At 57.7% G+C, this 26144-nt stretch carries 25 protein-coding genes; 13 read left to right on the top strand and 12 right to left on the bottom strand.

Annotation, left to right across the window (positions count from 1 at the left end):
* Positions 1-12: 12 nt before the first annotated feature.
* Complete coding sequence (locus tag AC2FFE_RS05110) at positions 13-705, top strand: response regulator transcription factor (protein ID WP_496818038.1); 693 nt, start codon at positions 13-15, stop codon at positions 703-705.
* Positions 690-2234 (top strand): sensor histidine kinase, encoded by a 1545-nt coding sequence (locus tag AC2FFE_RS05115; protein WP_496818037.1) that lies wholly within the window; start codon positions 690-692, stop codon positions 2232-2234. Before AC2FFE_RS05110 ends, AC2FFE_RS05115 begins: the two co-directional genes overlap by 16 nt.
* 20 nt (positions 2235-2254) lie before the next feature.
* On the opposite strand, the gene AC2FFE_RS05120 is transcribed toward AC2FFE_RS05115, so the two are convergent.
* Genes AC2FFE_RS05120 through AC2FFE_RS05140 form a run of 5 tightly spaced genes read right to left on the bottom strand, consistent with a single transcriptional unit; the run spans position 2255 to position 7110 of the window.
* Complete coding sequence (locus AC2FFE_RS05120; RefSeq protein ID WP_496818036.1) at positions 2255-3718, bottom strand: aldehyde dehydrogenase; 1464 nt, start codon at positions 3716-3718, stop codon at positions 2255-2257.
* Between the two features lie 14 nt (positions 3719-3732).
* Entirely contained in the window at positions 3733-4770 is a 1038-nt protein-coding gene (locus AC2FFE_RS05125; RefSeq protein WP_496818035.1) for an LLM class flavin-dependent oxidoreductase, read from the bottom strand.
* Between the two features lie 6 nt (positions 4771-4776).
* Positions 4777-5712: a flavin reductase family protein gene (locus AC2FFE_RS05130; RefSeq protein WP_496818034.1), complete on the bottom strand. Its 936-nt coding sequence runs from the start codon at positions 5710-5712 to the stop codon at positions 4777-4779.
* Positions 5709-6536, bottom strand: a complete 828-nt coding sequence (locus tag AC2FFE_RS05135; RefSeq protein ID WP_496846059.1) for an alpha/beta fold hydrolase — start codon at positions 6534-6536, stop codon at positions 5709-5711. The genes AC2FFE_RS05130 and AC2FFE_RS05135 overlap by 4 nt, the downstream gene beginning before the upstream one ends.
* Positions 6508-7110, bottom strand: a complete 603-nt coding sequence (locus tag AC2FFE_RS05140; RefSeq protein WP_480544699.1) for an amino acid synthesis family protein — start codon at positions 7108-7110, stop codon at positions 6508-6510. Before AC2FFE_RS05140 ends, AC2FFE_RS05135 begins: the two co-directional genes overlap by 29 nt.
* A 121-nt stretch (positions 7111-7231) precedes the next feature.
* On the opposite strand from AC2FFE_RS05140, the gene AC2FFE_RS05145 reads away from it, so the two are divergent.
* Together AC2FFE_RS05145 and AC2FFE_RS05150 are read left to right on the top strand one after the other, a co-directional pair.
* Positions 7232-7891 (top strand): GntR family transcriptional regulator, encoded by a 660-nt coding sequence (locus tag AC2FFE_RS05145; protein WP_496818031.1) that lies wholly within the window; start codon positions 7232-7234, stop codon positions 7889-7891.
* 144 nt (positions 7892-8035) lie between these two features.
* Positions 8036-9070 carry a GlxA family transcriptional regulator gene (locus AC2FFE_RS05150; RefSeq protein WP_496818030.1) on the top strand — a complete coding sequence of 345 codons (1035 nt, stop codon included), beginning with the start codon at positions 8036-8038 and terminating at the stop codon, positions 9068-9070.
* A 7-nt stretch (positions 9071-9077) separates the two neighbouring features.
* Here the strand turns inward: AC2FFE_RS05150 and AC2FFE_RS05155 are convergent, their stop codons facing one another.
* The 5 genes from AC2FFE_RS05155 to AC2FFE_RS05175 form a co-directional block, all read right to left on the bottom strand.
* A complete protein-coding gene (locus AC2FFE_RS05155; protein ID WP_496818029.1) occupies positions 9078-9650 on the bottom strand; it encodes a sarcosine oxidase subunit gamma in 573 nt (190 codons plus the stop codon).
* Complete coding sequence (locus AC2FFE_RS05160; protein WP_496846060.1) at positions 9643-12603, bottom strand: sarcosine oxidase subunit alpha family protein; 2961 nt, start codon at positions 12601-12603, stop codon at positions 9643-9645. Before AC2FFE_RS05160 ends, AC2FFE_RS05155 begins: the two co-directional genes overlap by 8 nt.
* On the bottom strand, positions 12600-12887 hold the full coding sequence (locus AC2FFE_RS05165) for a sarcosine oxidase subunit delta (protein WP_496846061.1): 288 nt from the start codon (positions 12885-12887) through the stop codon (positions 12600-12602). Before AC2FFE_RS05165 ends, AC2FFE_RS05160 begins: the two co-directional genes overlap by 4 nt.
* A gap of 12 nt (positions 12888-12899) precedes the next feature.
* On the bottom strand, positions 12900-14150 hold the full coding sequence (locus tag AC2FFE_RS05170) for a sarcosine oxidase subunit beta family protein (RefSeq protein WP_496846062.1): 1251 nt from the start codon (positions 14148-14150) through the stop codon (positions 12900-12902).
* 116 nt (positions 14151-14266) lie between these two features.
* Positions 14267-15139 carry a LysR family transcriptional regulator gene (locus AC2FFE_RS05175; RefSeq protein ID WP_496846063.1) on the bottom strand — a complete coding sequence of 291 codons (873 nt, stop codon included), beginning with the start codon at positions 15137-15139 and terminating at the stop codon, positions 14267-14269.
* 99 nt (positions 15140-15238) lie between these two features.
* Here AC2FFE_RS05175 and AC2FFE_RS05180 point away from each other — a divergent pair, with 99 nt between their 5' ends.
* From AC2FFE_RS05180 to AC2FFE_RS05200, 5 genes are read left to right on the top strand one after another with little or no spacing between them, the layout of a single operon-like run.
* A complete protein-coding gene (locus AC2FFE_RS05180) occupies positions 15239-16684 on the top strand; it encodes an aldehyde dehydrogenase family protein (protein WP_496846064.1) in 1446 nt (481 codons plus the stop codon).
* The gene (locus AC2FFE_RS05185) at positions 16684-17658 is read left to right on the top strand and encodes a membrane dipeptidase (protein WP_496846229.1); all 975 of its coding nucleotides are present in this window, start codon (positions 16684-16686) and stop codon (positions 17656-17658) included. Before AC2FFE_RS05180 ends, AC2FFE_RS05185 begins: the two co-directional genes overlap by 1 nt.
* Before the next feature lie 4 nt (positions 17659-17662).
* Positions 17663-19351, top strand: coding sequence for a hypothetical protein (locus tag AC2FFE_RS05190; RefSeq protein ID WP_496846065.1), 1689 nt, complete (start codon positions 17663-17665; stop codon positions 19349-19351).
* Positions 19348-19977 (top strand): DUF3726 domain-containing protein, encoded by a 630-nt coding sequence (locus AC2FFE_RS05195; RefSeq protein WP_496846066.1) that lies wholly within the window; start codon positions 19348-19350, stop codon positions 19975-19977. The genes AC2FFE_RS05190 and AC2FFE_RS05195 overlap by 4 nt, the downstream gene beginning before the upstream one ends.
* A 12-nt stretch (positions 19978-19989) precedes the next feature.
* Positions 19990-21000, top strand: a complete 1011-nt coding sequence (locus AC2FFE_RS05200) for an Ldh family oxidoreductase (protein WP_496846067.1) — start codon at positions 19990-19992, stop codon at positions 20998-21000.
* Between the two features lie 42 nt (positions 21001-21042).
* On the opposite strand, the gene AC2FFE_RS05205 is transcribed toward AC2FFE_RS05200, so the two are convergent.
* A complete protein-coding gene (locus AC2FFE_RS05205; RefSeq protein ID WP_496846068.1) occupies positions 21043-21654 on the bottom strand; it encodes a TetR/AcrR family transcriptional regulator in 612 nt (203 codons plus the stop codon).
* A gap of 188 nt (positions 21655-21842) precedes the next feature.
* On the opposite strand from AC2FFE_RS05205, the gene AC2FFE_RS05210 reads away from it, so the two are divergent.
* From AC2FFE_RS05210 to AC2FFE_RS05225, 4 genes are all read left to right on the top strand, one after another.
* Positions 21843-22787: a homocysteine S-methyltransferase family protein gene (locus AC2FFE_RS05210; RefSeq protein ID WP_496818018.1), complete on the top strand. Its 945-nt coding sequence runs from the start codon at positions 21843-21845 to the stop codon at positions 22785-22787.
* A gap of 35 nt (positions 22788-22822) precedes the next feature.
* Positions 22823-23488, top strand: a complete 666-nt coding sequence (locus AC2FFE_RS05215) for a hypothetical protein (protein WP_496846069.1) — start codon at positions 22823-22825, stop codon at positions 23486-23488.
* 70 nt (positions 23489-23558) lie between these two features.
* Positions 23559-24152 carry a GNAT family N-acetyltransferase gene (locus tag AC2FFE_RS05220; protein ID WP_496818016.1) on the top strand — a complete coding sequence of 198 codons (594 nt, stop codon included), beginning with the start codon at positions 23559-23561 and terminating at the stop codon, positions 24150-24152.
* Between the two features lie 211 nt (positions 24153-24363).
* Positions 24364-25182: a sulfotransferase domain-containing protein gene (locus AC2FFE_RS05225; RefSeq protein WP_496818015.1), complete on the top strand. Its 819-nt coding sequence runs from the start codon at positions 24364-24366 to the stop codon at positions 25180-25182.
* Here AC2FFE_RS05225 and AC2FFE_RS05230 read toward each other — a convergent pair.
* A complete protein-coding gene (locus AC2FFE_RS05230; RefSeq protein ID WP_496818014.1) occupies positions 25173-26066 on the bottom strand; it encodes a LysR family transcriptional regulator in 894 nt (297 codons plus the stop codon). The genes AC2FFE_RS05225 and AC2FFE_RS05230 overlap by 10 nt on opposite strands.
* Positions 26067-26144: the final 78 nt, after the last annotated feature.

Here is a 26144-nt window from a genome sequence, read left to right on the forward strand (position 1 = left end):
GGACCGCGTTTGATGCCCTCTCGCATTCTTGTCGTCGATGACGACCCCAACATCCTGGACGTGACCGGGATCGCGGTTGAAAAAGCCGGTTACGAGACGCTGTTTGCCACCGACGGGGTCACAGCGATCCAAAGCAGCCAAACAGAAAACCCTGACCTGATCGTTCTGGACATTGGTCTGCCCGAAAAAGACGGGTTGGAAGTGTGCCGCGAAATCCGCAAATCCTCGGATGTGCCGATCCTGTTCCTGACGGCGCGAGATGATGAGGTTGATCGGATTGTCGGCCTGGAAATCGGCGCTGATGACTATCTGACCAAACCATTCTCGCCGCGCGAACTTGTGGCACGTATCCGGGCCATCCTGAAACGCACCGGATCATCCAATCCGCCGCCAGAGCAGGGGCTGACACATGGCGAACTGACGCTTGACCCAGACCGTCATCTCTGTCGGTTTGGCGCGACTGACGTGGCGTTGACAGGGTCAGAATTCAGATTGCTGGCCACGTTGATGGCCCGTCCTGATCACGTTCTGTCACGCGCACAACTGGTGGATGCGCTTTATGGCTACAACATCCATGTCTCGGATCGGACCATCGACAGTCATATCCGCAACATACGGGCCAAGTTGACAGCTGTCGGATGCGCCGAAGGGATCGTGACTGTGCATGGTGTCGGCCTCAGGATGGGCCCATGCACACCCAGTTAGCGCGCAGATGGCGGCCCCGGCTTTGGACTGTGGTTCTGTTGGTGCTGGGGATTGTCCTGTGTCTGCCCTTTGCCGGGCTGATCCTGTTTCGGTTCTACGACAGCCAACTGGTGCAACAAACCGAAGAAAGCCTGCTGTCCCAAGCGGCGGTGATGTCTGCCACCTTTGCCGAGCTTTATGCCGAGCAAACAGCATCTCAATCGTCCGACGCGGCATCAAACATCACCTATGATCCTGTTTTCCCGTCCCTGTCGGTCAATCGTGAAACGATCCTTCCACCGCGCCCGGATGCCACACAGGTATCCGCATCGTCTGGGCGCGAGTATCAGGCGATCGCTGCGCCACTGACCCGTATTTCGGACGCTGCACAAGCGCGCACGTTAGCAGGGTATCGGTTTCTGGACACCGACGGCAATGTCTTTGCCGGTACTGCCGAGATCGGCAAAGGACTGGGCCATGTAACCGAGGTGCAGCTTGCTTTGTCAGGCGAAACAGCCTCGGTCGCGCGGACCCGGCTGCGTGAGGACAGGCCCCCTGCCCTCTATACTCTGAGCCGCGGCGCGCGGGTGAGGGTGTTTGTGGCGATGCCAGTTTATAGTGGCGAGACGCTGATTGGCGCGGTCTATCTCAGCCGAACCCCGAACCATATCTTCCGCTTTCTCTATGGCGAACGGTTCAATCTGATCAAGGCCGCCGCCTTTGTTGCGCTGTCGACCGCTCTGATCGGCTATGTTTTCTGGCGCTTCATCACGCAGCCCATTCGCCTGTTGATCCAACGTAGCCAATCCGCCGGGTATGGCGGCCAACCATGGGAGCCGCCAGATCAACTGGGCACACTTGAGCTCGAGGAGCTGAGCCGCAGCTTTCAATCCCTGACCGAGCGTCTGCAAAGCAAGCAGGATGCGCTCAAGACTTATACAGCCCATGTGACTCATGAGCTGAAATCGCCCCTCACCGCGCTGAAGGGCGCGGCCGAGCTGTTGCGCGATGATGATTTGCCCAAATCCCAAAAGCACAGGCTTTTGGATGCCGTGGACAATAGCAGCACACGGATGGAAGATTTGCTATCCAACATGCGCGCCTTCAGCCTGGCCGATCAAAGCGCCCTGACCGGGACCTGTTGTCTGGACGATCTCGCGCCCGAGCTATGGCAGGCCTTTCCACAACTGGCGCTGGAGATTGAAGACAGCACCCAGCCTCTGCCGGTCGACAAAAGCACCCTATCGATCATGCTGACCCATCTGTTGCAAAACGCGCATCAGCATGGCGCAGGCCGTGTGCGCCTGAGCGTCAATCAAGCGGGTGATAAGACTGCACTTTGTATCGACGACGATGGGCCGGGGATCAGTGAGGGGAATATTGAAAAAGTGCTGCAACCCTTTTTCACAACACGCCGGGAAAGCGGAGGCACTGGCATGGGCCTGAACATTGTTAAAGCTACCGCCGAGGCGGTCGATGCAGAACTAAGCGTAGGTTCAAGCGAGGAAGGGGCTTGTTTCGTCATCACATTCGATCAGAAACCTGCCTGAACGTTTGGGCGCGCGCGTGATCAACGCATGACAAACGGATCCGGGATGGGGTCGTCGCTGGTGCGCAGCCAGACGGATTTGATCTTGGTGTAGTCCAGCGCCGCTTGCAGGCCACCCTCGCGCCCATGACCGGACAGGCCGTGGCCCCCGAACGGGGCGATGGGGCTGACGGCGCGATATGTATTGACCCAGACGATGCCCGAACGAATGGCGCGGATCATGCGGTGCGCACGTGTCAGGTTCTGCGTGAACAGGCCCGAGGCCAGGCCGAACTGTGTATCGTTGGCAATGGCGATGGCTTCAGCCTCGGTCTCGAACGAAACAACCGACAGGACCGGGCCGAAGAATTCGTTTGTCAGGCTATCAGCATCCGGCACGTCCGAACAATCCATAATAGTGGGTGGAAAATAGAAGCCATCCCGGTCAATCGGGTGCCCACCAGTGATCAGCCTGGCCCCCTGTGCAATTGAGCGCTGGATCAGGTCGACCGCGTGATCGCGCTGGCGCAAGGTGCAAAGCGGACCAACCTCGGTACCCATGTCATCGGGCGCGCCGATCACGACCGCTTCGGCCTTGATTTTGAGCCGTGAAAGGAATTCGTCTTTGATCGAGGCCTGTATTACCAGCCGCGAACCCGCCACACAGCTTTGCCCGGTTGCCGCGAATATCCCCGACACCTGCGCATTCACCGCGCTTTCGATATCGGCATCCTCGAACACGATGAACGGTGATTTGCCACCCAGTTCCAGAGAGGTCGAGGCCAGGTTTTCAGACGAGTTCCGAACGATATGGCGCGCGGTCTCTGGCCCGCCGGTAAAGGCAACATGCGCCACTTTCGGGTGACTGGTCAGTGTGGCGCCGACGACCGGTCCTCCGGTGATGACGTTCAGCACGCCTTTCGGAAAGCCCGCCTGATCGAAGATGCGGGCAAATTCCAGCATCGGGGCTGGCCCCTCTTCAGAGGCTTTCAGCACAACCGTACACCCTGCCGCCAAGGCAGGGCCGATTTTAACCGCCGATAGGAACAGTTGTGAATTCCACGGCACCACAGCGGCCACAACGCCAATGGGTTCACGGCGCAGCCAGACCTCCATATCCGGTTTGTCGATGGGCAGATGCGCGCCTTCGATCTTGTCCGCCAGCCCGGCATAGTAGCGAAAATAGTCGGCCACATAGGCGATCTGGGCCGCGGTTTCACGGATGATCTTGCCAGTGTCTCGCGTTTCAAGCTCAGCCAAACGCGGGGCGTTTTCCGCGATTAGATCAGCCAGCTGGTACAGCAGCTTTCCCCGCGCCGTTGCCGTCATCCCGGCCCATTCGGTCGAGAAAAACGCACGTTCTGCGGCCTCAACAGCCCAATTGACATCTTCTGCGCTGGCTGCGGGCATCTGTGCCCAAACCGCACCGGTCGCCGGGTTCAGACTGTCAAACTGCTCCGCGCCATCCGAGAACATACCGCCAATATACTGTTGAAACTGCTGCATCTTTCGGCACCTACCTATTGAAACGCGGGCATGACGTCTTTGATAAACCGCTCAAGCGAGGCTTTCTTGCGCTCGAACGGCATGCTGGAATCGATCCAGAACGAATATTCGTCATACCCCAACGCCTGGTAATTGCGCAGACGGTCGATCACGCTGTCAACCGTGCCAATGACCAGATCGCGTTCAATGCTTTCAGGGGAATAAAACGGATGCGCCGCGATTTCTTCGTCGCTGAGCGGATCGATCAGGCCTTGTCTGATTTCGCGTTTGTTCATGAACCAGGCACCGAAATAGTTATAAAAACGGTTCAGCTCGACGGCCGCCTGTTTCACATCAGCCTCATCGCTGGCCACATAAGTGTGCATCAGCAGCATGATGCGCGGGCGCGGGATGTCGGGAAACTTGGCGCAGGCGTCGTTGAACTTGGACATCAGGCTCGTGACCTCTTTATCGCCGTTCCACAGCGGGGTCACCTGCACGTTGCAGCCATTTGATACCGCAAACTCGTGGCTGTTCGGATCACGTGCGGCTACCCAAATCGGGGGGCCATCCTGTTGCACAGGTTTCGGAGCCGCGGTTGTTTTGGGGAATTCAAAATACTCGCCTTTATGTTCGTAATCCCCTTGCCACAGGTTCTGAACGACAGGGATCAATTCGCGCATCCGCTGCCCGGCTTCCCAGGCATCCATACCCGGCATCAGGCGCTCATACTCAAAGCTGTAGGCCCCACGCGCGATACCCAGATCCAGACGGCCATCCGTGATGATATCCGTCATTGCCGCCTCACCCGCCAGTCGGATCGGGTGCCAGAAGGGTGCGATGATCGTACCCGTGCCCAGCCTCACGTTTTTGGTATGGCGCGCCACATCGACCAGATTCAGGAACGGGTTCGGCGCGATGGTGAAATTCATCCCGTGATGTTCACCAGTCCAGACTGCGTGCATGCCACCGTCATCAGCGATTTTGCACAGCTGGATGAACTCATCATATAACTGTTTCTGGTCCTGATCTTCCGAGATTCGTTCCATATGCGCAAAGAGCGAGAATTTCATGCGCCTTTACCTCCTGCCGGACAGCGGCTTGACCTCGCCGCTGACCTCATTGCCGTAATACACCCCAAAGTTCCCGATCTGGCTTTCTGCCGCAAACCGCTCCAACATAGTGCAGAGTGCCGGGTCAGAGACTTCCATCAGGGTCGAGTCGGTGATCTCGGTGAAAACACCATTTGCCGGATTGCCGCTATCGGCCTGACACAGGAACGAGATATGTTGCTGTTTGCGCGCTTCGTCCTGAAAGACAGAATAGATGAACCCGGGCTCGGCATGGATGCCGCTGTCCCGGATCAGCTGCGCCAGAGCAGCGTTTGCACCACCCGCCACATCATCTGTTTTAGGAATGGTCAGGTGGCCGTTCCCATCATCTTGCAGCAGGATTTTTCCATCCCGCTCGATCAGGGCGGACACCACCATGTCGGATCGTTTGCTGAGTGCCCGCGCCTCGGCCGCAGGGGTCACATAGGCCCCGCGCGCATAGCCCAGACCCGGCGCGATATCCTGTTCAAAGGCTTTGACCTGACCGATCAGGATCAGGTGATCGCCCGCATCAACCGTCTTGTGCATCGCGCAATCAAACCAGGCACAGACGCCGCCCAAAATGGGCGACCCATGGGGCCCCGGCTGCCAGTCAACGGTTGCAAACCGATCCTCGACCGGGCGGGCAAAGGTATTGGACACCTCGATTTGTGCCTCGGACAGGATGTTAACTGCAAATTGCTTCGTTGCGGCGAAGCTCTCGTAGTTGCTGGAGGTATTGGCCAGACAGACCAGAACTAAGGGCGGGTCCAGCGAGACCGAGGTGAAAGAGTTCGCGGTGAAGCCCAGCGGATTTCCCGCACTGTCGTGAGTGGTGACAACGGTCACCCCGGTCATGAAACTGCCAAAGGCGGCACGCAAGGCACGCGGGTCATCCAGTGTGCTTGGGTCAAATTCAATCATGTCAGCACGTCCTGCTCGGCGGGCACATGAAGCCAGTCAACCAACGCCTTATTGACGTCATCTGGAGCGGTCAGGTTCACCATATGCCTGTGGGTTTTGATGGTGACAGCATGCCCATTGGGGGTCGCGCTGGCCATCGCTTGCGACATTGCCGGGGTGGAGTTAGGATCGCCTTCGCCCGTCAAAGCCAGCATGGGACAGCGGATTTTGTCAAACCGATCTGCATACAGGGCATCACCACGGGCAAACGCGCCATAGGCCGTTGCGTAGCCGTCGATGTTAACCTCGGATAACCACAAAGCTACATCCCTTCGGGCGGCTTGTTCTGCGGGTGTATCGCCAAACCAGCGTTGCAAGGGGGTTTCCAGGTCAAATGATCCGGCTTTGATCTGTTCGGCCCGCGCGACGACTGACTCTCTGGCGGTCGCATCGCGGCAGAACACGCCGTTCAACAGGGCAACACGCGCCACCCGATCAGGGTGATCAATGGCGAAACCGCCCGCGATCAATGCACCCATAGAATGCCCCACCAGGCTCACCTGCTGCAGCCCGAGCGCGTCCAACACGGCACCCAACCAGGCAACAAAGTCCGGCAATTCCGAGTTTGCAAAGATCGGATCACTGCCTCCATGTCCCGGCATATCCAATGCAATCACGTGATGGGTGTTCGACAGCGCTTCGATCTGCGGGGCCCAGGCTGCGGATTGCATACCAACGCCGTGGATCAGCACCAGTGGTACGTGCTTTCCCGCGTGGGCTTGCCCCGCCTCAAGGCATGAGACCTGCCCAAACGGTTTAGACAGCTGCAGGATTGTCGACGTCATGCCCCAATTCCTTCAGATCCTGATACCGGTCGCCAATGCGGTGATGCGGTCGGCCGCCGATCGAGGCCCCTAATGCGATCATGATCTCATCTGGTGCGGGGGCATCTGCCACCTGCAGCTGAATGGTCAGGTAGTGGCTACGCCGCCCACCATCATTCTTGTCCATCAGCGGGATTTGCATCGCGGCATTGGCCGGACCGCGTGTGTTGGTGAATGCCAGATAGGATTTCGCGCCCACGGCCTCGCGGTAGAAATTGCCAAACCGCAGCGTGTGGATCAGGGCCGAGCCGTGCTCGACCTCGCCATTCACGCCGACAATCGCGGCTTTGCCATAGCCTTCGACCTTGTCACCACCGCCAGCAGCCTCCAGCACCATATCGGTCAGCATCTTACCCAATCCCGGCGCGCAATCGTGGATCTCGGGCTTTAGGTCGTCCACAAAACCGCGCCCGGCCCAGGGGTTTCTGATGACTGCAACGGCAGCAATCATCTTCAGCGGGGTTTCCGCCACCTTCCCCCCTTCGATCAGGGTGTTTTCGACATGCAGCAGGGTTTTGCGGATTTCGGCGGGCATGTGGTTGGTCCTTGCGATTCGATATAGAAGAAGATGGTATACCATCATACCACCTGTCAATCATACCTTGTGTGGAAATCGCCAAACCGCTACTGCTTTGGCTATGGCAGCATCGAAACTGATGAAAATAGATCACCCTCCGGCCACCTTGCGCGACATGGTGCAAGAACGGATGCGCGAGGCGATCATCGAAGGCGCGTTCGAGCCAGGTGAACGGCTGGTGGAACGTCCGCTTTGTGATCAATTGGGCGTCAGCCGGACAGTGGTGCGGGAAACCATCCGGTATCTCGAAGCTGAGGGCCTGGTGGAGATTCTGCCAGGGCGCGGACCGATCGTGGCGATCATGACTTGGGACGATGCACGTCAAATCTATGACATCCGCCGCATGCTGGAAACTGCCGCAGCCGAGAACTGCGCACGTAACATGACATCGGAACGTGAAAAGGCACTAAACCAGGCGCTGGATCGCCTCAGACGTGGGTTCAAGGACAACACGTCTGGTGCTGTGTTTCGCGCCACGGCAGATTTCTATTCCCAGATTTTTGACGGCGCGGGGCATCACATCGCTTGGGATATTGTCCAGCGCCTGAACGGCCGGATCAGCCGTTTGCGCATGTTGACCCTGTCGTCGAGCGACCGGGATCAGCCGGGCATCATTCATATGGAACAGATTTGCGATGCGATTGTTTCGGGCAACCCAGCCGCCGCCCGCAAAGCGGTTGAACGGCATCTGGATGACACCACAAAGATCGCGGAACGGCTGTTTACTTCAGACGCATAACCCACAGCCATCGTTTCACTGTAATACATCACTTGCTGGCCTGTTGTTTGAAGATACTCTTGAACCGAGAGTTTTTTGAATCTAGCTCTGAAAAAGGCATGATCCTTTGGGGGAAGCCCTCGGCTACAAACAACGGAGGCTGACATGTCCCAGACGGCGCCACCCCTGAAAGACCTTGGCTTAGAAGGGCGTGATGAGATTTCTGTCGGTTTTCTTCTACTTCCCAGCTTTCCGATGGCCTGCCTGTCATCTGTGATCGAACCACTGCGCGCGGCCAATGAAATCGCGCAGAGAAAGCTGTTTGTCTGGACACTCTATTCCGAGGATGGCGCATCGGTCGATTGCAGCGCAGGCATTCAGTTTCAAGCTGGTGGCGCGCTGAAAGACATTGAAAGCATTGATTTTCTTGTTGTCCTGTCCGAGCCCGACGGGCAATTCAATGCGCAGAATGACGTGTCCGCCAAGCTGCGCTATCTGTCGCGCCATGGCACCAGACTATGCGCAATCAGTGGAGGGGTCTTTCCACTGGCCAAGTCCGGTGTTCTGGACGGGCAAACCTGTTCTGTCCATTGGCTTTATCGCACCGCGTTCGAAAGTGCGTTTCCGCAGATCGCTGTCAGTGATGATGTGATTGCAGTGAACCAGCGTAGCTTTACAGCCTCTGGCGCGGCAGCGGCCTTTGATCTGACTTTGCATATGATCGAAACCACGCTGGGTGACGCAATCATGACCGAGGTGGCCTGCTGGTTTCAGCATCCCGCGATCCGCAGCCCGAACATCCGCCAGAAAACCCCTACCTTTCAAACCGATGAAACCGCCGATCATCTGCCAAACGTGGTCTCACATGCGGTTCGGCTGTTTTCCGAGAATCTTGAGTTTCCACTGACAACGCGAGAGATCGCGCAGCAAGTTGGCGTATCGGCCCGCCATCTGGAGCGCAGTTTTCGCCAAGCGGTAGGCAAAAGCCCTGGCGAATATTACCGGCAGCTGCGCCTGCGCGCAGCGCGGCAGCTGGTGATCTATACGCAGGATTCGCTCACATCCATTGCGCAGGCGGTTGGGTATACAAACCCAACCTCAATGTCGCGGCAATATACAGAGCAGTTTGGCGCCTCGCCCCGGCAGGATCGCCAGGCGCGCAACCAATTCAGGCATACGCGCGACAGCTTCCTGCACTGAATGCCATTCAGCGCGCAGAGATGGAGTGCGCCACCTCTTCCAACGCATGATAGAGCGAACCCGCCGAAGACCTTGGCCCAAAAACTGCAAAACGTGTTCCGGCCTCGATGCACCACAAATAGCAACCGATGTGGTGGATCGCGCAACGCGCCGCCTTCTGTGCCTGCATGGTGCGAATATCCATGTTGCACAGCCGCTCGAACAGATCGCAGGCAGACGGTCCGGTTACATCAAAACGGCACCAGCCATCGGTTTGCTCGACCACCGAGGCCGTGTCCTGCATGGCAGATTTGAGGTCTGCGGCTATTGTCTGATGTGAAACATAGCTGGCGTCGATCATCCAACTGTCGGGGCCAATCCAAAAGGCGGAATAAGGTGACCCTGCCACTGCGCAGCCCGGTTCAGGAAGTGTGATCCCCAATACGTCTCTTACCCGTTTGGCAAATTCCGCATCCTGGCCCAACCGCATTGACAAAGAAGCCAAAGCGCGGTCGGCAACCTCGGTCAGGGTGATATCGCCGATGGTCGACACATTAGGGTTGCTCGCGCCCAGTGCGGTGATGGCTTTGAGTTTATGCACGAAGACGCTCCCCTTCCGGATCGACAAAATGGGCGCTGACAACCTCAACTTCGGTCTCAACCCCTTCCAGCGGATTGACCAGGCGCATGACTTCTCCCATCCGTTCAGCCCCGTTTTTCAGGAAACCGAGCCCAATCGATGATCCCAGATTTGGCGAATACGCGGCCGAGGTGACATAGCCCTGATCATGGGCCGCATCGACCGGCCCGCCCTTGTTCATCAGATGTCCGCCAGCGGCAATCGTTTGTGTCGCGTTCACCGGTTTCAGACCGACCAGCCGCAACGCGTCCGGTTCGTTTAGCCCACCCCGTTCGCTGAGCGTGTTGCCGATACAGTCCTTCTTTTTGCTGACCATCCGCCCCAGGCCGAGGTTCAACGCCGTCGTTGTTCCGTTGATTTCATTGCCCGTGGCGTGGCCTTTTTCGATCCGCAAGACACCCAAGGCTTCGGTGCCGTAAGGGGTTGCGTCAAACTCTTCACCTGCCTCCATCAGCGCCCGGATCAGTGCATCGCCGTAACGGGTAGGCACGGCGATTTCATAGGCCAGCTCACCACTGAACGAGATGCGGAACAGTCGCGCGCGGCAGCCGCCGCAAACCGTGATTTCGCCGCAGGCCATGAAGGGGAAGGCGTCGTTTGAGATGTCGAACTCGGCATCAACCAGCTTTTGCAACAGTTTGCGCGAATTCGGCCCCGCAACGGCATATTGCGCCCACGCCTCGGTGGTCGAAATCAACTGCACATCCAGATCGGGCCACAGACATTGCCGCGCGAATTCCATTTGGCGATAGACCAATACCGCGTTCGCCGTAGTTGTTGTGACCACGAAATGGTCCTCGGCAAAGCGCGCGGCGGTGCCGTCGTCATAGGCGATCCCATCCTCGCGCAGCATCAGGCCGTAGCGCACTTTGCCCACCGGCAGTTTGGCAAACCCGTTCGCGTAAATCTTGTTCAAAAATTCCGCCGCATCCGCGCCCTGAACATCGATCTTGCCCAGCGTGGTCACATCGCACACACCGACCGACTTGCGGGTGGCCAGCACCTCGCGATCCACCGACTGCCGCCAATGGGTTTCACCCTTGCGCGGATACCATTGTGCACGCAGCCAGTCACCAACCTCGGTGAAGACCGCGCCTTGTTCAACTGCCCATTTATGGCTGGGGGTCTTGCGGGTTGGATGGAAATGCTTGCCGACCGCTCGGCCAGCCAGCGTGCCCATCGCAACCGGGGTATAAGGCGGGCGGAAGATCGTCGTGCCGGTTTCGGGGATCGACTTGCCTGTCATCTCGGCCATCACCGCCAGGCCGCCCATGTTGGAAGTTTTGCCTTGGTCCGTAGCCATCCCAAGGGTCGTATAGCGTTTCAGATGCTCGACCGAGACAAAATTTTCTTGATGCGCCAGCTTTACATCCTTGACGGTCACGTCGTTCTGCTGGTCGATCCAGGCGCGGCCTTTGCTGTCTTTCACATACCAGAACGGTTGCAGATTGACCGGCGCATCCTCGGCCTGTGGCAGGTCACTCGGCGCGGCCTGAATGTCCAGATCAGCCAGCGCGTCTGCCGCGCGCGCGGCGCCAGTTACCAACGCCCCATGGGTGGAAAGCACACCAGCCGCTGCACCGGCAACCAACATCCCAACCGGCAGCGTTTCACCCGGCACGAAGGCGGCCAGAGCCTCGTTCCATTGCGGACGCCCGCGCTGATGGCAGGTCAGATGCACATTCGGGTTCCAACCGCCGGAAACAGCCAAAGCGCCGCAGATGATCTCGCGGGTAAAGCCTTGCGCCGTGCGGATTGTGATTGTGTCCAAACCCAGGCGGCCCTTGCTGCCAATAACCTGCGCCCCTGCGACACATTCGGTGCCGTCAATCGCGGGCGCATCGGCTCGTGTATCGATCACAGCCGCAACTTTAACGCCTTTCGCCATAAGATCCGCAGCCGTTCTGTGCCCGTCGTCATTGTTTGTGAACACAGCGACACGCTCATGCGGCGTCACCGCCCATCGATTGGCATAGGATCGTACGGCCCCTGCCATCATGATCCCGGGCCGGTCATTATTCGGGAAGGCGATGGGACGCTCGGTAGCGCCCGCGCACAGCACTGCCCGCTTCGAGTAAATCCGCCAGAAGATCTGACGCGGCTCTGCCGCACCGGGTTGTGGTTTGTGGTCAGCCACGCGTTCGACCGCACCGTAAATGCCGTGGTCAAACGCCCCGATAACTGTTGTGCGTGGCAACAGGTGGACATTGCCCATGGACATCAATTCGGCCACGGCTTGGGCAGCCCAATCCGAACCGGCCATTTCACCAATGGCGAAGCTTTCGGAATTCAACCGCCCGCCGAGGGCGAAATCCTCATCCGCCAGAATGACCCGTGCGCCGGCACGACCAGCCGTCAGGGCGGCAGACAGACCCGCAGGACCTGCCCCGATCACCAGCAGATCGCAATGCAGAAAACCCTTGTCATAAACGTCCGGGTCATCATCACCCGACACGCTGCCCAGCCCAGCGGCGCGGCGGATGATGGGCTCATAAAGCTTTTCCCAGAACGCCTTGGGCCACATGAAGGTTTTGTAGTAGAAGCCAGCGGTCAGGAAATTGCTGAACAGATCATTCACAGCCATCACGTCGTGCTGCAATGAAGGCCAGCGGTTCTGAGACTGTGCCTCTAGCCCGTCATACAGCTCAGCCACGGTTGCGCGCGTATTCGGCTCCTGCCGCCCACCTTGGCGCAGTTCGACCAGCGCGTTGGGTTCTTCAGATCCTGCGGTCAGCACTCCGCGCGGGCGGTGGTATTTGAACGACCGGCCCATCAGACGTACGCCATTGGCTAACAATGCCGAAGCAAGCGTATCGCCGGCAAGACCCTGATAGTTTTGACCATCAAAGGTGAAGTTCAGGCTTTGTCCGTGGTCAACCAGACCACCTTTCAATCGATTGATCTGTCCGCTCATCTGCCGCGCCCCCGTGCCCGGGCCACGTCGCGGGCCAGTTCAACTTTGGTAATTTCATGTGTCAGCGTGTTGCGCGTGACAACCAGCCAAGACCGGTCACCTTGCTCGTGATACCAAAGCTCACGATGCTCACCTGCCGGGTTGTCGCGCAGATAGAGGTAGTCATGAAACGCTTCGGCCGCGTTGTCCGCTTGCCAGTCAGGGCGATCAATCATTGCAGCGTCGCCCAGATAGGTGAATTCCTGCGCATCACGAGGACCCAAGAGAGGGTGATTAATGATCATCTTTAAACTCCCTCAGTGCAGGTTGGGCTGCGCGCCCATCCCTTTTTCATCGATCATGTGACCGGTGCGGAACCGATCCAGCCGATAGGCGGTTGCCACTTCATGCGGGCGGTCGGTGGATAACAGGTGCGCAAAACACCAGCCCGAGGCCGGAGTCGCCTTGAACCCGCCATAGCACCAGCCGCCATTGAAATAGAGCCCGTCTATCCCGGTGCGGTCGATAAAGGGTGAGCCGTCCATCGACATGTCCATGATACCTCCCCAAGCCCTCAAAAGGCGCACACGGCCCAAGGCCGGGATCAGTGAGATACCGCTTTCGATCACATCTTCGATCACTGGCAGGTTTCCCCGCTGTGCGTATGTATTATACATGTCGATGTCGCCACCAAAGACCAGCCCACCCTTGTCGGACTGGCTGCAATAGAAATGCCCGGCACCATAGGTGATCACGCCATCAATCAGCGGTTTCAGCCCTTCCGACACAAATGCCTGCAGCACATGGCTTTCGATGGGCAGGCGCATGCCCGCTTTCTCCATCACCCGGCTGGACGAACCCGCAACGGCCACGCCGACTTTCTTGGCCCCGATATACCCGCGCGAGGTCTCGACACCCTGAACCGTGCCGTTTTCAATACGGAAACCGGTGACCTCGCAATTCTGAATGATGTCCACTCCGCGCATATCTGCGCCGCGCGCATAGCCCCAAGCCACCGCATCATGGCGTACCGTGCCGCCGCGCCGGTGCAACAGGCCGCCCTTGATTGGGAACCGCGCATTGCTGAAGTTCAGGAACGGGTACATCGCCCGGACGCCCTCGGTATCCAGCAATTCGGCATCCGAGCCGTTCAGGATCATCGCGTTGCCACGCCGCCGCGCCGCATCGCGCTGCGCGTCGGTATGCACAAGATTTAGAATGCCGCGCTGGCTGACCATGGCGTTGAAGTTGAAATCCTGCTCCAACCCTTCCCACAGTTTCAGCGAGAACTCATAGAACGGCTCATTCCCGTCCAGCAAATAGTTCGAGCGGATAATGGTCGTGTTGCGCCCGACATTCCCGCCACCGATCCAGCCTTTTTCCAGCACCGCGATCCGGGCTTCTCCAAATTCTTTCGCCAGATAGTAAGCCGTGGCCAGCCCGTGGCCACCGCCGCCCACGATGATGATATCATAGTCGCTTTTGGGCTCGGGATCGCGCCAGGCTGGTCGCCAGCCTTTGTGCCCTGTCAACGCTTCTTTAATGATCCGAAATCCGGAATACTGCATGGCTCACTCGTGTCAGTTTGATTACAAGATGCGCGATTCGAAGCGATCCGGCTTAGATGAAATGCGGTGTAGACTTGTCTTTTTGCGACCTGATGTCGGAACGCGGGGTCTTCGCCTCAACCCAGATTCTGACTCAGAATAAAGGCGCTGCATTCGTTGGTCAGCTGTTTGAACCGCGATTTTTCTTTCTTGTACAAATAGACTTGGCGCTTGTCCGGCAGATCAGACAGCAGACGGAACGCAGTGGTTTCCGGGATGAAGCGCGCGACGGTTTGGGGCAATATGGTGACCCATTTTCCGGTACGAACCATGGTGATCAGCGAATGAGTGTTGTGAATGGTGACCTCGGCATCGGCGATCGCTTTCACGAATTTTGGGGTCTGGATCAGATCGCACAGCGCATTGCGCACGAATGAGGCCGCAATCACATCCTCAACCGTGGGCAGTTCGGGCTGGGCCATCAGCGGATGATCCGAGGCACAGACCAAGCCAAACTGATCTTCGAACAATGGGATCGCGTTGATGCCTTTTAGCGGGTGGAAACCCGACGCGATGCCGATATCGGCTTTACCTTCGGACAGTGCGTCCAAAACCTGTTGCGTGTCGGTATCGCGCAGCTCGACCTTCACGCCCGGAAACTGCTTCGTCATGTGTTCCAGGACCGACGGGAAGATCAGCGCCGCAATGGAAGGCACCGAGGCGATGCGGATCAGCCCGTGTGAAGCATCTGCCGCGGCTTCAATCGATTGCACGGTCTGATCGAATTGACGCACCTGTTTCTGGGAAATCTCAAAAACCTGTTCCCCGAGAGCGGACAGATGGTTCTTGCGCTCACCCACAAAAAGTTTCTTGCCCAGATGGCTTTCGAATTGTTTGAGGGTCATCGAAACAGCCGATTGCGTGCGCCCTAGCCTGTCGGCAGCCTCGGAAAGGTTGCCCGTTTGCGCAACTGCACAGAAACAGCGCAGCATTTCAATTTTTATTGCCATGTTTCAACTTTTCTGAAGTTGGATCAATTTATTTGAGTTTGACTGATATCGCCTATCGAGTCCATTCTGCAACAAACTTTCTTTGACTTGGGGCCCATCGTGACCAATCTGAACCTGATCGCCGGCGAATGGCTGGCTGGCGAAAGCGAAATCGAAAACCGCAACCCATCTGACCTGACCGACGTGATCGGACACTACGCGCAGGCCGGCGCCGATCAGTTGGATGCAACCTTGGATCAGGCGCGTATAGCGCAGGCTGAATGGGCCGCCTACGGGCTGGAGCGCAAGCAGGCCGTGCTGATGAATATTGGCAATGAACTGATGGCCCGTGCCGAGGAGCTGGGCACCCTGCTCAGCCGCGAAGAAGGCAAGCCGCTGGCCGAAGGCAAAGGCGAAGTGTTCCGGGCCGGACAATTCTTTACCTACTATGCCGCCGAATGCCTGCGCCAGATTGGCGAGAATGCTGATTCCGTGCGCCCGGATATCGAGGTTGACGTACGCCGCGAAGCTGTTGGTGTTGTCGCCGTGATCAGCCCATGGAACTTTCCGACCGCAACCGCGTCTTGGAAAATTGCGCCTGCACTTTGCTATGGTAACGCGGTGGTCTGGAAGCCCGCCAACATCACCCCGGCTTCGGCCGTCGCGCTGACCGAGATCATCAATCGTCAGGACATTCCCAAGGGTCTGTTCAGCCTTGTGATGGGCTCGGGGCGGTCGATCGGGCAGCGGTTAGTTGAAAGCCCAAAGGTCAATGCGATCTCGTTCACGGGCTCGGTTCCAGTGGGTAAAGGAATTGCTGCTGCTGCCATCCAGAACCTGACCAAAGTGCAGATGGAGATGGGGTCGAAGAACGCGCTGGCCGTGATGGATGACGCCGATCTCGACCTGGCCGTCTCGCTGGCACTAGGTGGCGCCTTTGGGGGCACCGGTCAGAAATGCACGGCCTCATCGCGCCTGATCGTTCATTCGGCCATTCACGATGCGTTTGTTGAAAAACTGGTCGCGGGTACGCAGGCGATGAAGGTTGGTCACGCGCTGGAAGACGGCACGCAGATGGGCCCCGTTGTCAGCGAACAGCAGTTGTCGGAAAACCTGGCTTATGTTGATCTGGGCAAATCCGAAGGGGCTGAGTTGGCCTGTGGCGGCCAGCGCTTGGACATGGCGCATGACGGCTACTACATGAGCCCCGGCGTGTTCCTGAACACCACCAATGACATGCGTATCAACCGGGAAGAAATGTTCGCGCCGCTGACCTCGGTCATCAAGGTTAGCAGCTATGATGAGGCGCTGGCCACGGTCAATGACACAAACTTCGGACTGACCTCGGGCATCGTCACACAGAACCTGGCGCGCGCCACTCATTTCCGCCGCAACGCCCGCACCGGGGTTGTGACCGTGAACCTGCCGACGGCGGGCACGGACTACCACGTACCCTTTGGCGGACGCGGCGACAGTTCGTACGGCCCGCGCGAACAAGGCAAGGCAGCGGCCGAGTTCTATACCACAGTCAAAACCGCCTATATCAGCGCTGGAAAGCCGATGTGATGCGGATCGACGGGCTGCAATACGCCAATTGGTCGGAAAAGATCTTTCGGCAATTGCGCGAAGGTGGCGTGGACGCGATCCATGTCACCATCGCCTATCATGAGAATTTCCGCGAAACGGTTCTGAACTTTGAAAAGTGGAACCGCTGGTTCGAGCAATATCCGGACCTGATCATGAAAGGGCAATGGGCCAGCGACATCGACACAGCGCGGGAAACCGGGCGCACGGCAGTGTTCTTTGGTTTTCAGAACCCCTCACCCATCGAAGACGACATCGGTCTGGTCGAAATCGTGCATACGCTTGGCGCGCGTTTCATGCAGCTGACCTATAACAACCAGTCCCTGCTGGCGACGGGTTGCTATGAAGCAGAAGATACCGGCATCACCCGCATGGGCAAGCAGGTGATTAAAGAAATGAACCGCGTAGGTCTTGTTGTCGACATGAGCCATTCGGCGGATCGGTCGACGATTGAGGCCGCCGATCTGTCCGAGCGTCCCATCGCCATCACGCACGCGAACCCGCATGATTGGTCGCCCGCTCTGCGCAATAAGCGTGACGACGTGATCCGTGCGGTGACAGAAAATGGTGGAATGCTCGGCTTTTCGGTCTACCCTCATCACCTGAAAGATAAATCAGACTGTACGCTCGAAAGCTTCTGCGAAATGATCGCGCGAACGGCTGAGAAATTCAGCGCCGAACATCTGGGGATCGGTACCGACCTGTGCCAGGACCAGCCCGACAGCGTAGTCGAATGGATGCGCGTTGGTCGCTGGACCAAGGAAATTGACTATGGTGAAGGGTCGGCCAGCAACGCAGGCTTCCCCCCGATGCCTGGCTGGTTCCGCGACAACCGCGACTTTGGCAACATCGAGGACGGGTTGCGTGCAACCGGTCTGAACAGTGACGAAGTGGCCGGAATCATGGGAGGCAACTGGTACAGGTTCTTTGCTGAAAACTTCGTCGCTCAGGGGTAGCTGAATGGAAACTCAGACCGAGACACAGATCGAAAGACGAGACCCAGCGACCGTCATGCGCCTGTCGCGGTTGGGGTCGCTGCATCAATGCCGCTTGAGTTTCATGCGGCAATTGACCCGCCGTCTGGCGCACGAAAACTGGAGTTTCTCACGCCCGGTCTTTGACATTGACGCCAATGGTGTCGGTCGGGCGGTCTATACGGCGCAAGGGCCAGAACGGGCCTATTCTCTGGTGGCCTTTGCCCATGATCTGCCACCAGAAAAACGATCTGACCGCGTGATTGCCGAAGCCTGGGATGCCACCTTTGCCCTGTTCGACGGCATCCCGACCGAAGCCGATATCGACCGTTTGTCCCAAAACGTACCCCTGCAAGAGGCCGGGCGCGTAAGCGAGAGCGAACTGTCGCTATCGCGCGCCAACCGTTCTGTACGTTTGTGGGCGCATGTCGTTGAGGCTCTGGCCGCCGGGCAGCAACCGGATTTGGCACAGATACATCAGGTCGGCTACTTGATGCGCACAACAGCGGTCTACGGTTCAGGCAAGTTTGGTGCAGCGGATCGGGAAAAGGTGGCCAATCGCCCCGAGGCGCAAGCTCCGTTTCAGATTGAGATGCTGTCGGTCTTTCTGACCCGAACCTTTGTGCGCGATCTGGTGCAGCACATGGCCAATGCCAAAGGCGGCGATCAGGCCGTGCAGCTGGACCCCGAGATCGCGCGTTGGCTGGGGATCGGGAACTCCACAGGGTTGGGCATGGCCCCCTTTATCGTTAACCACCCGGTTCTGTTCAACAACTGGATCATGGCGCGAGAGGAGGCGATCGCTCGTGTCCGATCGGTCGCCAGCGCAACACGGGACGAAGCGGATCGGTTCCGCAACCTGTTTCGTCGCAGCCAGCTGTCGATTTCATGGTGGCAGTCTGAACACCCGATACAGATCAAAAAACTCGCCCAGCTGAACGTCGATCTCAAGGCGATTGAGGCCTATCTGGACGACGATGACCTGAGCGGCGCAAATCCGTGGGATCGATTGGTCAACTGGTCGGAAACCGCGCTGAGCGAGGAGGGGCAGGAGTTTCTGGCTTCGCTGATCCTGGAACCCTATCCGGATCTTGCGGACGGGCTGACCTCTTGCATGGCAGACAGCCGGACCAACGCTTTTGTGATCGATGGCAGGATGTCGGTTGGCCACGCTCGCGATCTGATCCGCAATACCCATGGCTGGGCGCTTGATCTGGATTGGTCAGCACGGGAAAACTGCGCCCGCGCCTGGTACGTGTCCGAAGAAAAGCTGGAACCCCGACTGGGCGAACGGTTCGAAGAGCCCATCGAGGCGTATGAACAACCCTTGGCCCCGGCGCGCGATGCGGCTGCGGCTTACACCGCGCTGCGCGCGTGGGATGACAGCCAGACAATTGCCGAATTTCTGCTGCGCCACCCTGAACACAGGCACACAATCCGCCGCGTCCAACTGGCGCGTTCCGCACCCTACGGGGAAATCCGCGACAACACGATTGGCGACACAGTGCTGCCCATCGACATGTTGCGGGCAAAACTGTCCTTCTTTGGCGCCACCCATTTCGACCCGCGCTCGGACAGATGGGTACGGATCTGCATGTATTCCGGCGCGCCCTATCCCGAAGAACTATCATCTGAAAACGCAGATCTTTGGGTTTATCCGCAGGAACCCGCATGAACTTTTCACTGAACGAGATGGCGGCGACCGCCAAACGCGCCACCCGGGGTGCGGGCTATTCTTGGGGTCAGGCCGAGGAAGCAGCTAAGGCAACAAGATGGCTCTGCGCACAAGGCTTGGACGGGGCTGGAACGCTCGCAGCTTTGTTAAACCTTGATTTCGCATCCAATCCCGATTTGCATCGCCCTGGGCAAGTTGAGGGCGTTTGGACAGGCGAAACAACCCTCTGTCCGCTTTCAGTTGGACCTCTACTTTCCGACAGTGTTCACCTGCTGGAAAACGGTCAGATCGAGATTCACGATCTGGCAGCCCCCGCCTTGTTGTTGCCCTTTGCATCTTATGCCGCGCGCGCGTTGAATTGCGCCATCGCTGTTGAGATTGATCGGGTCCACGCCATCACAGATGGTGCCACTCTATCGGTAACCGATATGTCTGCGGCCCCGGCACAACGCGTTACAGTTCAACGCAGCGCAGATGCGGTTTCACCCCGCGATCCGCATACGCGCGCTGTTCCAACCCAAAAGGATTGGGACACGCTACTCACCTTTGCCCACCGCACCTATGCCCCTGCGACCGAGGAATCCCGTTTGCTGGGTGCCGGTGCCGGGCTTTCCGACAATGACTAAAGAGAGATACACGTGACCGAAACTCGCACCCTGACCCTCGCAGAAATCGAAGACCTGTCGTTCCGCGCCCTTGTGGCGGCCGGGACATCCGAGGCAAATGCCCGTCCACTGGCGCAAGCCACGGCAGCGACCGAAGCAGATGGTGTTGCCAGTCACGGGCTGGCCTACATCCCAATCTATTGCGAGCATGTGCAATGCGGGAAGGTCGATGGAAAGGCAGAGCCCGTATTGTCACGCCCGAAACCGAGTGTTGTGGCCGTAGACGCCGCCACCGGCTTTGCGCATTCTGCGATCGATACGGGATTCGAGGCGCTGATCCCTGCTGCCCGCGAACAGGGCGTTGCCGTATTGGCCATCCGAAACAGCTATAACTGCGGCGTTCTGGGCTACCACACGCATCGTCTGGCTCAGGCCGGTCTGGTTGGGTTGGGCTTTACCAACGCCCCGGCATCAATCGCGCCATCAGGGGGCTCAAAACCCGTTGTCGGGACCAATCCGTTCTCAATCGCGGCACCTCGGTCCGATGGCCAGCCCGCATTATTGATCGACCAAAGCGCCAGCACCATCGCCAAAAGCGAGGTGATGAAACACGCGCGCGAAGGCAAACCGATCCCGGTTGGTTGGGCGCTGGACGCCGACGGCAATCCAACAACCGATCCAGAAGTTGGTTTGAAAGGGTCCATGGCGCCTTCGGGCGGCTACAAAGGCGTTGGCGTCGCGCTGATGGTCGAGCTTTTGGCCGCCGCGATGACAGGGGCCACGCTGGGCATCAATGCCTCACCGTTTTCAGGAACCGCAGGCGGTCCGCCAAAAACCGGTCAGTTCTTTATTGCGATTGATCCCATGGCAACAGCAGGTGGCGCGTTCGATGCTGGGATTTCCAACCTGATCGAAGCGATCCGGTCACAGGAAGGCGCGCATCTGCCCGGTGACGGACGCGGCTCAAAACGCATCGTTGCTCAGACCGAAGGTGTTGCGGTGAACGCGGCAACACTGGCCAAGGTCGAAGCAATTTTGGGGTGAATCAGTCATGCGGTGCAGGGGCTGGACGCTCCAGCCTCTGCGCTATTTGGGAGCAAACAGCAGCTTCAGATAGGTTCTGAACAGCATGATCTGTTCCGAAGCGTTATTGTGTTCTCGCAAGGCCCGTTGCAGCACAAGTCCACCCTCGACCACGCCAGACACCATATCTCCAAGCGCGTCCATGTTGACGGCTTCGCGCGGCTCGTAAATCTCGGCAATTTCTTCGAACATCCCCCGGAACCGTTTACGCCAACCAAGGATGGCCTGACGGTTAAGCTCACGCACGCCCTCATCGAACAGTCGATCCTGATAGGCGGTTGATGCAATGACGCATCCAGGGTGGCCGGTTGGCATTTCTTCAAGCATCTCCGCCAAAAGCTTCAAACCAATCAGCATGCAGTGCAGCGGGTCGTCATTCAGCTCGCGTGCACGTGCGAACAGGTCATCATAAAGCTTGTTCTCCACTTCGATGTAACGCTCCAACATGGCCCGAGCCAACGCGTTCTTATCCTTGAAGTGATAGAAGAACCCGCCGCGTGAAATCTCTGCACCGGCAACGATTTCTTCGATCGAGGTCGCCTCGAACCCCTTTTCCAGCACTGAAGCCTCAGCAATGTCGAGGATTCGGCTACGTGTGTCCGGTTTCTGATCCACTGCGCCTCTCCCTACTGTACTGCGAGTCCAGTTCACATGGTCCACACGCTCGGCCCGGCAGTCACGATTCGGGTTACTGCCTGAAATGACAGTGAAAATTTAACCACAACAACCGAACCACGCGGCAACTATCGGCCCGGTCGGGTTCAAGAGTACCACTTTCGCATCAACGGACAAGGATTGCTTCGATGCGACTGAACGCTTTCAAAGACACGCAACGCTTCTTCCTCTCAGACGGAGGGTTGGAGACTTTTTTGATTTTCGACAAAGGCTATGATCTGCCCTGTTTTTCTGCAGCCGTGTTGCTGGATACAGAACAGGGGCGTGCGGATCTGGCCGCCTATTTCACCCGCTTCATCGATATTGCGAAATCAACTGGGCGCGGGTTCATTCTGGATGCGCCAACCTGGCGTGCAGGAACCGCCTGGGCCGGACCGCTGGGTCAGACGCTGAAAGAGGTAATGGATACAAATACCCACGCGGTTTCCTTCGTATCCCACCTGCGTACGCAACATGAAACTGAGGGTTGTCCCATCCTGATCAACGGCTTGGTTGGGCCCGCGGGCGATGCCTATGCGCCAGATACCGAGATTTCGCGACAAGAGGCGCTGCTGATTCACGCGCCTCAGATTCAGGCCTTGGGCAAGGCCGGGGTCGACATGATCAGCGCGATGACTTTGACCCACGCGGCTGAGGCCATCGGGATCGTGCAGGCTGCAAAGGAAATCGACTTACCTGTTGTCATTGCGTTTACGCTGGAAACGGACGGCCGGCTGCCTTCCGGCCAAAGGCTGCAAGACGCGATTGCCGAGGTGGATGCGGCCACCAACAAGGGCCCGCTTTACTACATGATCAACTGCGCGCATCCGGACCATTTTCGCGACGTGCTCGATGCGGGCGCAGACTGGGCGCTTCGGATCGGCGGTGTTCGCGCCAATGCTTCTCGTCAAAGTCACGCGGAACTCGACGCAGCAGAGGTTCTGGACGATGGCGATCCGGTCGAACTGGGGCAACTGAGCGCCGATCTCTTGGCGCACCTTCCGAATATCCGGGTTTTGGGCGGTTGCTGCGGCACCGACCACCGGCATGTGGGTTGCATCGCGGGGCATGATCCATCGCGTCCTGCGGCCTGAGCTTTCTCAAATCTACCTCCCTGAAAGGAAAACCAATGTTTAAGACATTTCTAACCTCGACCGCGCTGATGTTGTCACTGGCCACCTATGCCAAGGCCGAAGCGCCCATGGCCTTTGACGTGGCCGAGGATCACACACGTATCCATATGGCAACTGCGCCTTTGCACGAAAACGGCATGCCTGCACATGGCAATGCCTTTGTCAGCCAGGGCTATATCTATCCTGCCGGCACGCTTGCCAAAGGCACTGTTGGTGTTCTTGAAGATGGCAGCCCTGCCTTTCCCGATCTGGTTCTGGGCACGTGGACATGTGACGGGTATTTCGTTGGCGAAGGTGGCAATGCCACCACCGGAGTCTGGATCATCAGTCGCCAAACCTTTGCCTTCGATGATGGCGCAACAGTCGTGACCCAAGGCACCGAGATCGCGGAAATAGGGCAGCCAAACCTGCGGCCTGTGACTGGCGCAACAGGTGAATTCGCCAACATCGATGGTGGGTTGATCCAGACAACGCTTGGTTTCAACGACTTTTGGGGGCTGAGTGCGACCTATGTGTTTGAAGGCCGCACGCCTGATCACGTATCGGGGCCGGATCATGCCAGCTATGGCACTGACCAGATTGATAAAACGGATCATCTGGAATGGGATTCGGGCGTGCCCGTGGGCCCGATCTTTGACGACGGCCTGAGCCCATCGACCTAACCCCTCCAAAAAGAGCGATCGGGCCGAATACCGGCCCGATCTAATCTATTGCTTCACAAAGAGCGCGAAGATGAACATTCAAAATCAAACCCTTATCCGGCAAGCGGATGTTTCTGATGCCGAACACCTCGCCAAGCTGATCAACCTTGCGGGCGAAGGTATCCCGAATTGGCTGTGGACCCGTTCCTGCATCGAAGGGCAAACACCGCTTGAAGTTGGCATCGAGCGTGCCAAACGCAAAAGCGGCGGCTTTTCTTATACAAATGCGCTGGTCGCGGAGCGCACGGGACAGGCCCTAGGCATGGTTCTAAGCTACGCAATCGCCGAGGCGCCAACCGACAACCCAGACGACCTGCCTGCCCCGATTGCGCCATTTGTGGCGCTTGAAAAGCTGTCGGTCGGTACCTGGTTCATCAACGCACTGTCGGTTTTCCCTGAAGGACGAAACCAGAGCATCGGGACGCAGCTGATGGCCGCAGCCGAAGACCAAGCGAAGATGCAAGGATTCAGCAAGATGAGCATTCAGGTATACGCCCAGAACACGGGTGCGGTTCGCTTGTATGACAGGCTGGGATATTCGCTGCTGGCGCGCGAACCCGTGCGCCTGCACCCCTGCCCGCCCTACTATACTGGGGATGTTCTGCTGTTGATGAAAAGCATCTAGTTCATGTCTTGTGTTTGGTTGCTTTGGCAGGTCCAAACCGGGAACCTGTTGCCGGGACCTATTGGCGCTTCTAGACTTGGTGCACTTCATTTGATCGCACCGGCATGGGTCGCAAGACCTGTTCTATGGGCCAAGTCACTAGGCGGAGGTAGCACTCTTGACGCATCGAAAGCTTTATCTTGGTCCCCTGACAGACAACAGGCGCTGGGATATGGTCAATATTCGACCTGATGATGTGTTTGTTGTGACACCCCCGAAATGCGGCACAACCTGGATGCAAACCATCGTGGCCTTGTTGCTTTCAGGCGATCCCGAGGTCGAAACAGAGCTGTCGATCAAGATGCCCTGGGTCGATATTCGCCTGCGAGAAATGCCCGAGGTTGCTGCACGGCTTGAGGCAATGACCTGCCGCCGCAGTATGAAAAGCCATACCCCGCTGGATGGCCTGCCATTGGATGATCACGCACATTATATCTGCGTGTTCCGGCATCCGCTGGACGCGCATTTTTCATTCCGAAATCACATACGGAACATTCCCATACCTTGGTTTGATCACTGGTATCCAGAACAGGATGACGACGGCATCACATTCCGCCGGTTTCTGGATGGTGGTTCCGAAGGCTTCGATGCAGACGCTATGCCGCTTGCGCATATCCTGCGACATTTCAAAGCGGCAAAGGCGATGTCTGATCGGCCCAATATCTCTTTGTTTCACTATTCTGATATGAAACGAGATTTGGCAGGCGTGTTTGCGCAGCTTTCAGAACTTCTGAATACGCCTCATTCAACACCGGTGATGCAACAGCTCATCGCGGCCGCGACATTCGATCATATGAAGGAGAATGCCGAACGGTATGCCCCCAGTGGAGGCAAAGGCTTTTTCAAGTCAGATACAGAGTTCTTTCACAGCGGTTCCAGCGGAAAGTGGCATGATCAACTGTCGGATCAGGAACTTGCCGCCTACGACGCCATCATGGACGAACATCTGAATCTGGAAGAAAGGTTCTGGCTTGAAAATGGTCAAGGCTGATCTTCGGCGACCTGACAAAAACTTCGCACCAGTTTCAAATCCATTCTATGGCGTGGCACGACCAGACTGGTTTCGTAGTGCTTCTCCAACTCCCGGATCGGGACCTGAGTCAGCCCGGCCTCTGACCCTGCGCTGTTTTCCAGAAAGATACCGACGCCTAATCCGGCCATGATCGCCTCTTTCATCACTGGAAATGTGGTGGTTTTGACAATCCGGCGCGGCGTCAGCCGCAGTTTATCCAACGCTGTGGTTACGACCCTTTGCGTTAGCGATCCACTTTCGGGTAGCAGAAGCGTTTCGTCCATGATCTGGGTAAGGCTCAGCACTTTGCGCCGCGACCAGTCATGCGTTTCCCTGACATACAGCACAAAGCGAGACGTGCAGAGCGGCTGAAGATACCACTCGGTGCTGATTGTAGGCTCGGTGATGACGCCAAAATCCACCTTGCGTTTCTGCAACAACTCAATGGCGCTGCTCCAATCGCATAGCGCAAAATCGATATCGACATTGGGATACATGTCGGCAAATTGGGCGATCAGGCCCAACGCGGGTTGAGGGGCGTTTGCGATAATCTTCAAATGACCGCGTTCCAGTTCTGAAAAGCCCTGAACCTTTTCTTCGATGATCATGTGCAGTGTCGCAAACCTGTCGGCGAGGTCAAAGAATTCCTGCCCTGTTGCGGTTAACTCGACCCCATCGCGAGCCCGCACCAGCAAACGCGCACCCACACGTGCCTCAAGCTTGGCAATATGCTGCGAAACAGCGGATTGCGACACGCCCAACGCGCGGGCCGCGTTAGTCAGGCTGCCTTCTCGCACGACATAGGCGAAGGCTTTGAACTGATACGGATTTATGTTCATGTCGCCGCGCAGTTTAGCTGGCATAAGCAACACTTATATGTCGTCACAGAATCGCGACATGAACTTCTTAAGCTACGCCCGGTCAGTTGGGGTAGCCGCGCT

This window comes from Ruegeria sp. YTSA168 (assembly GCF_059610045.1).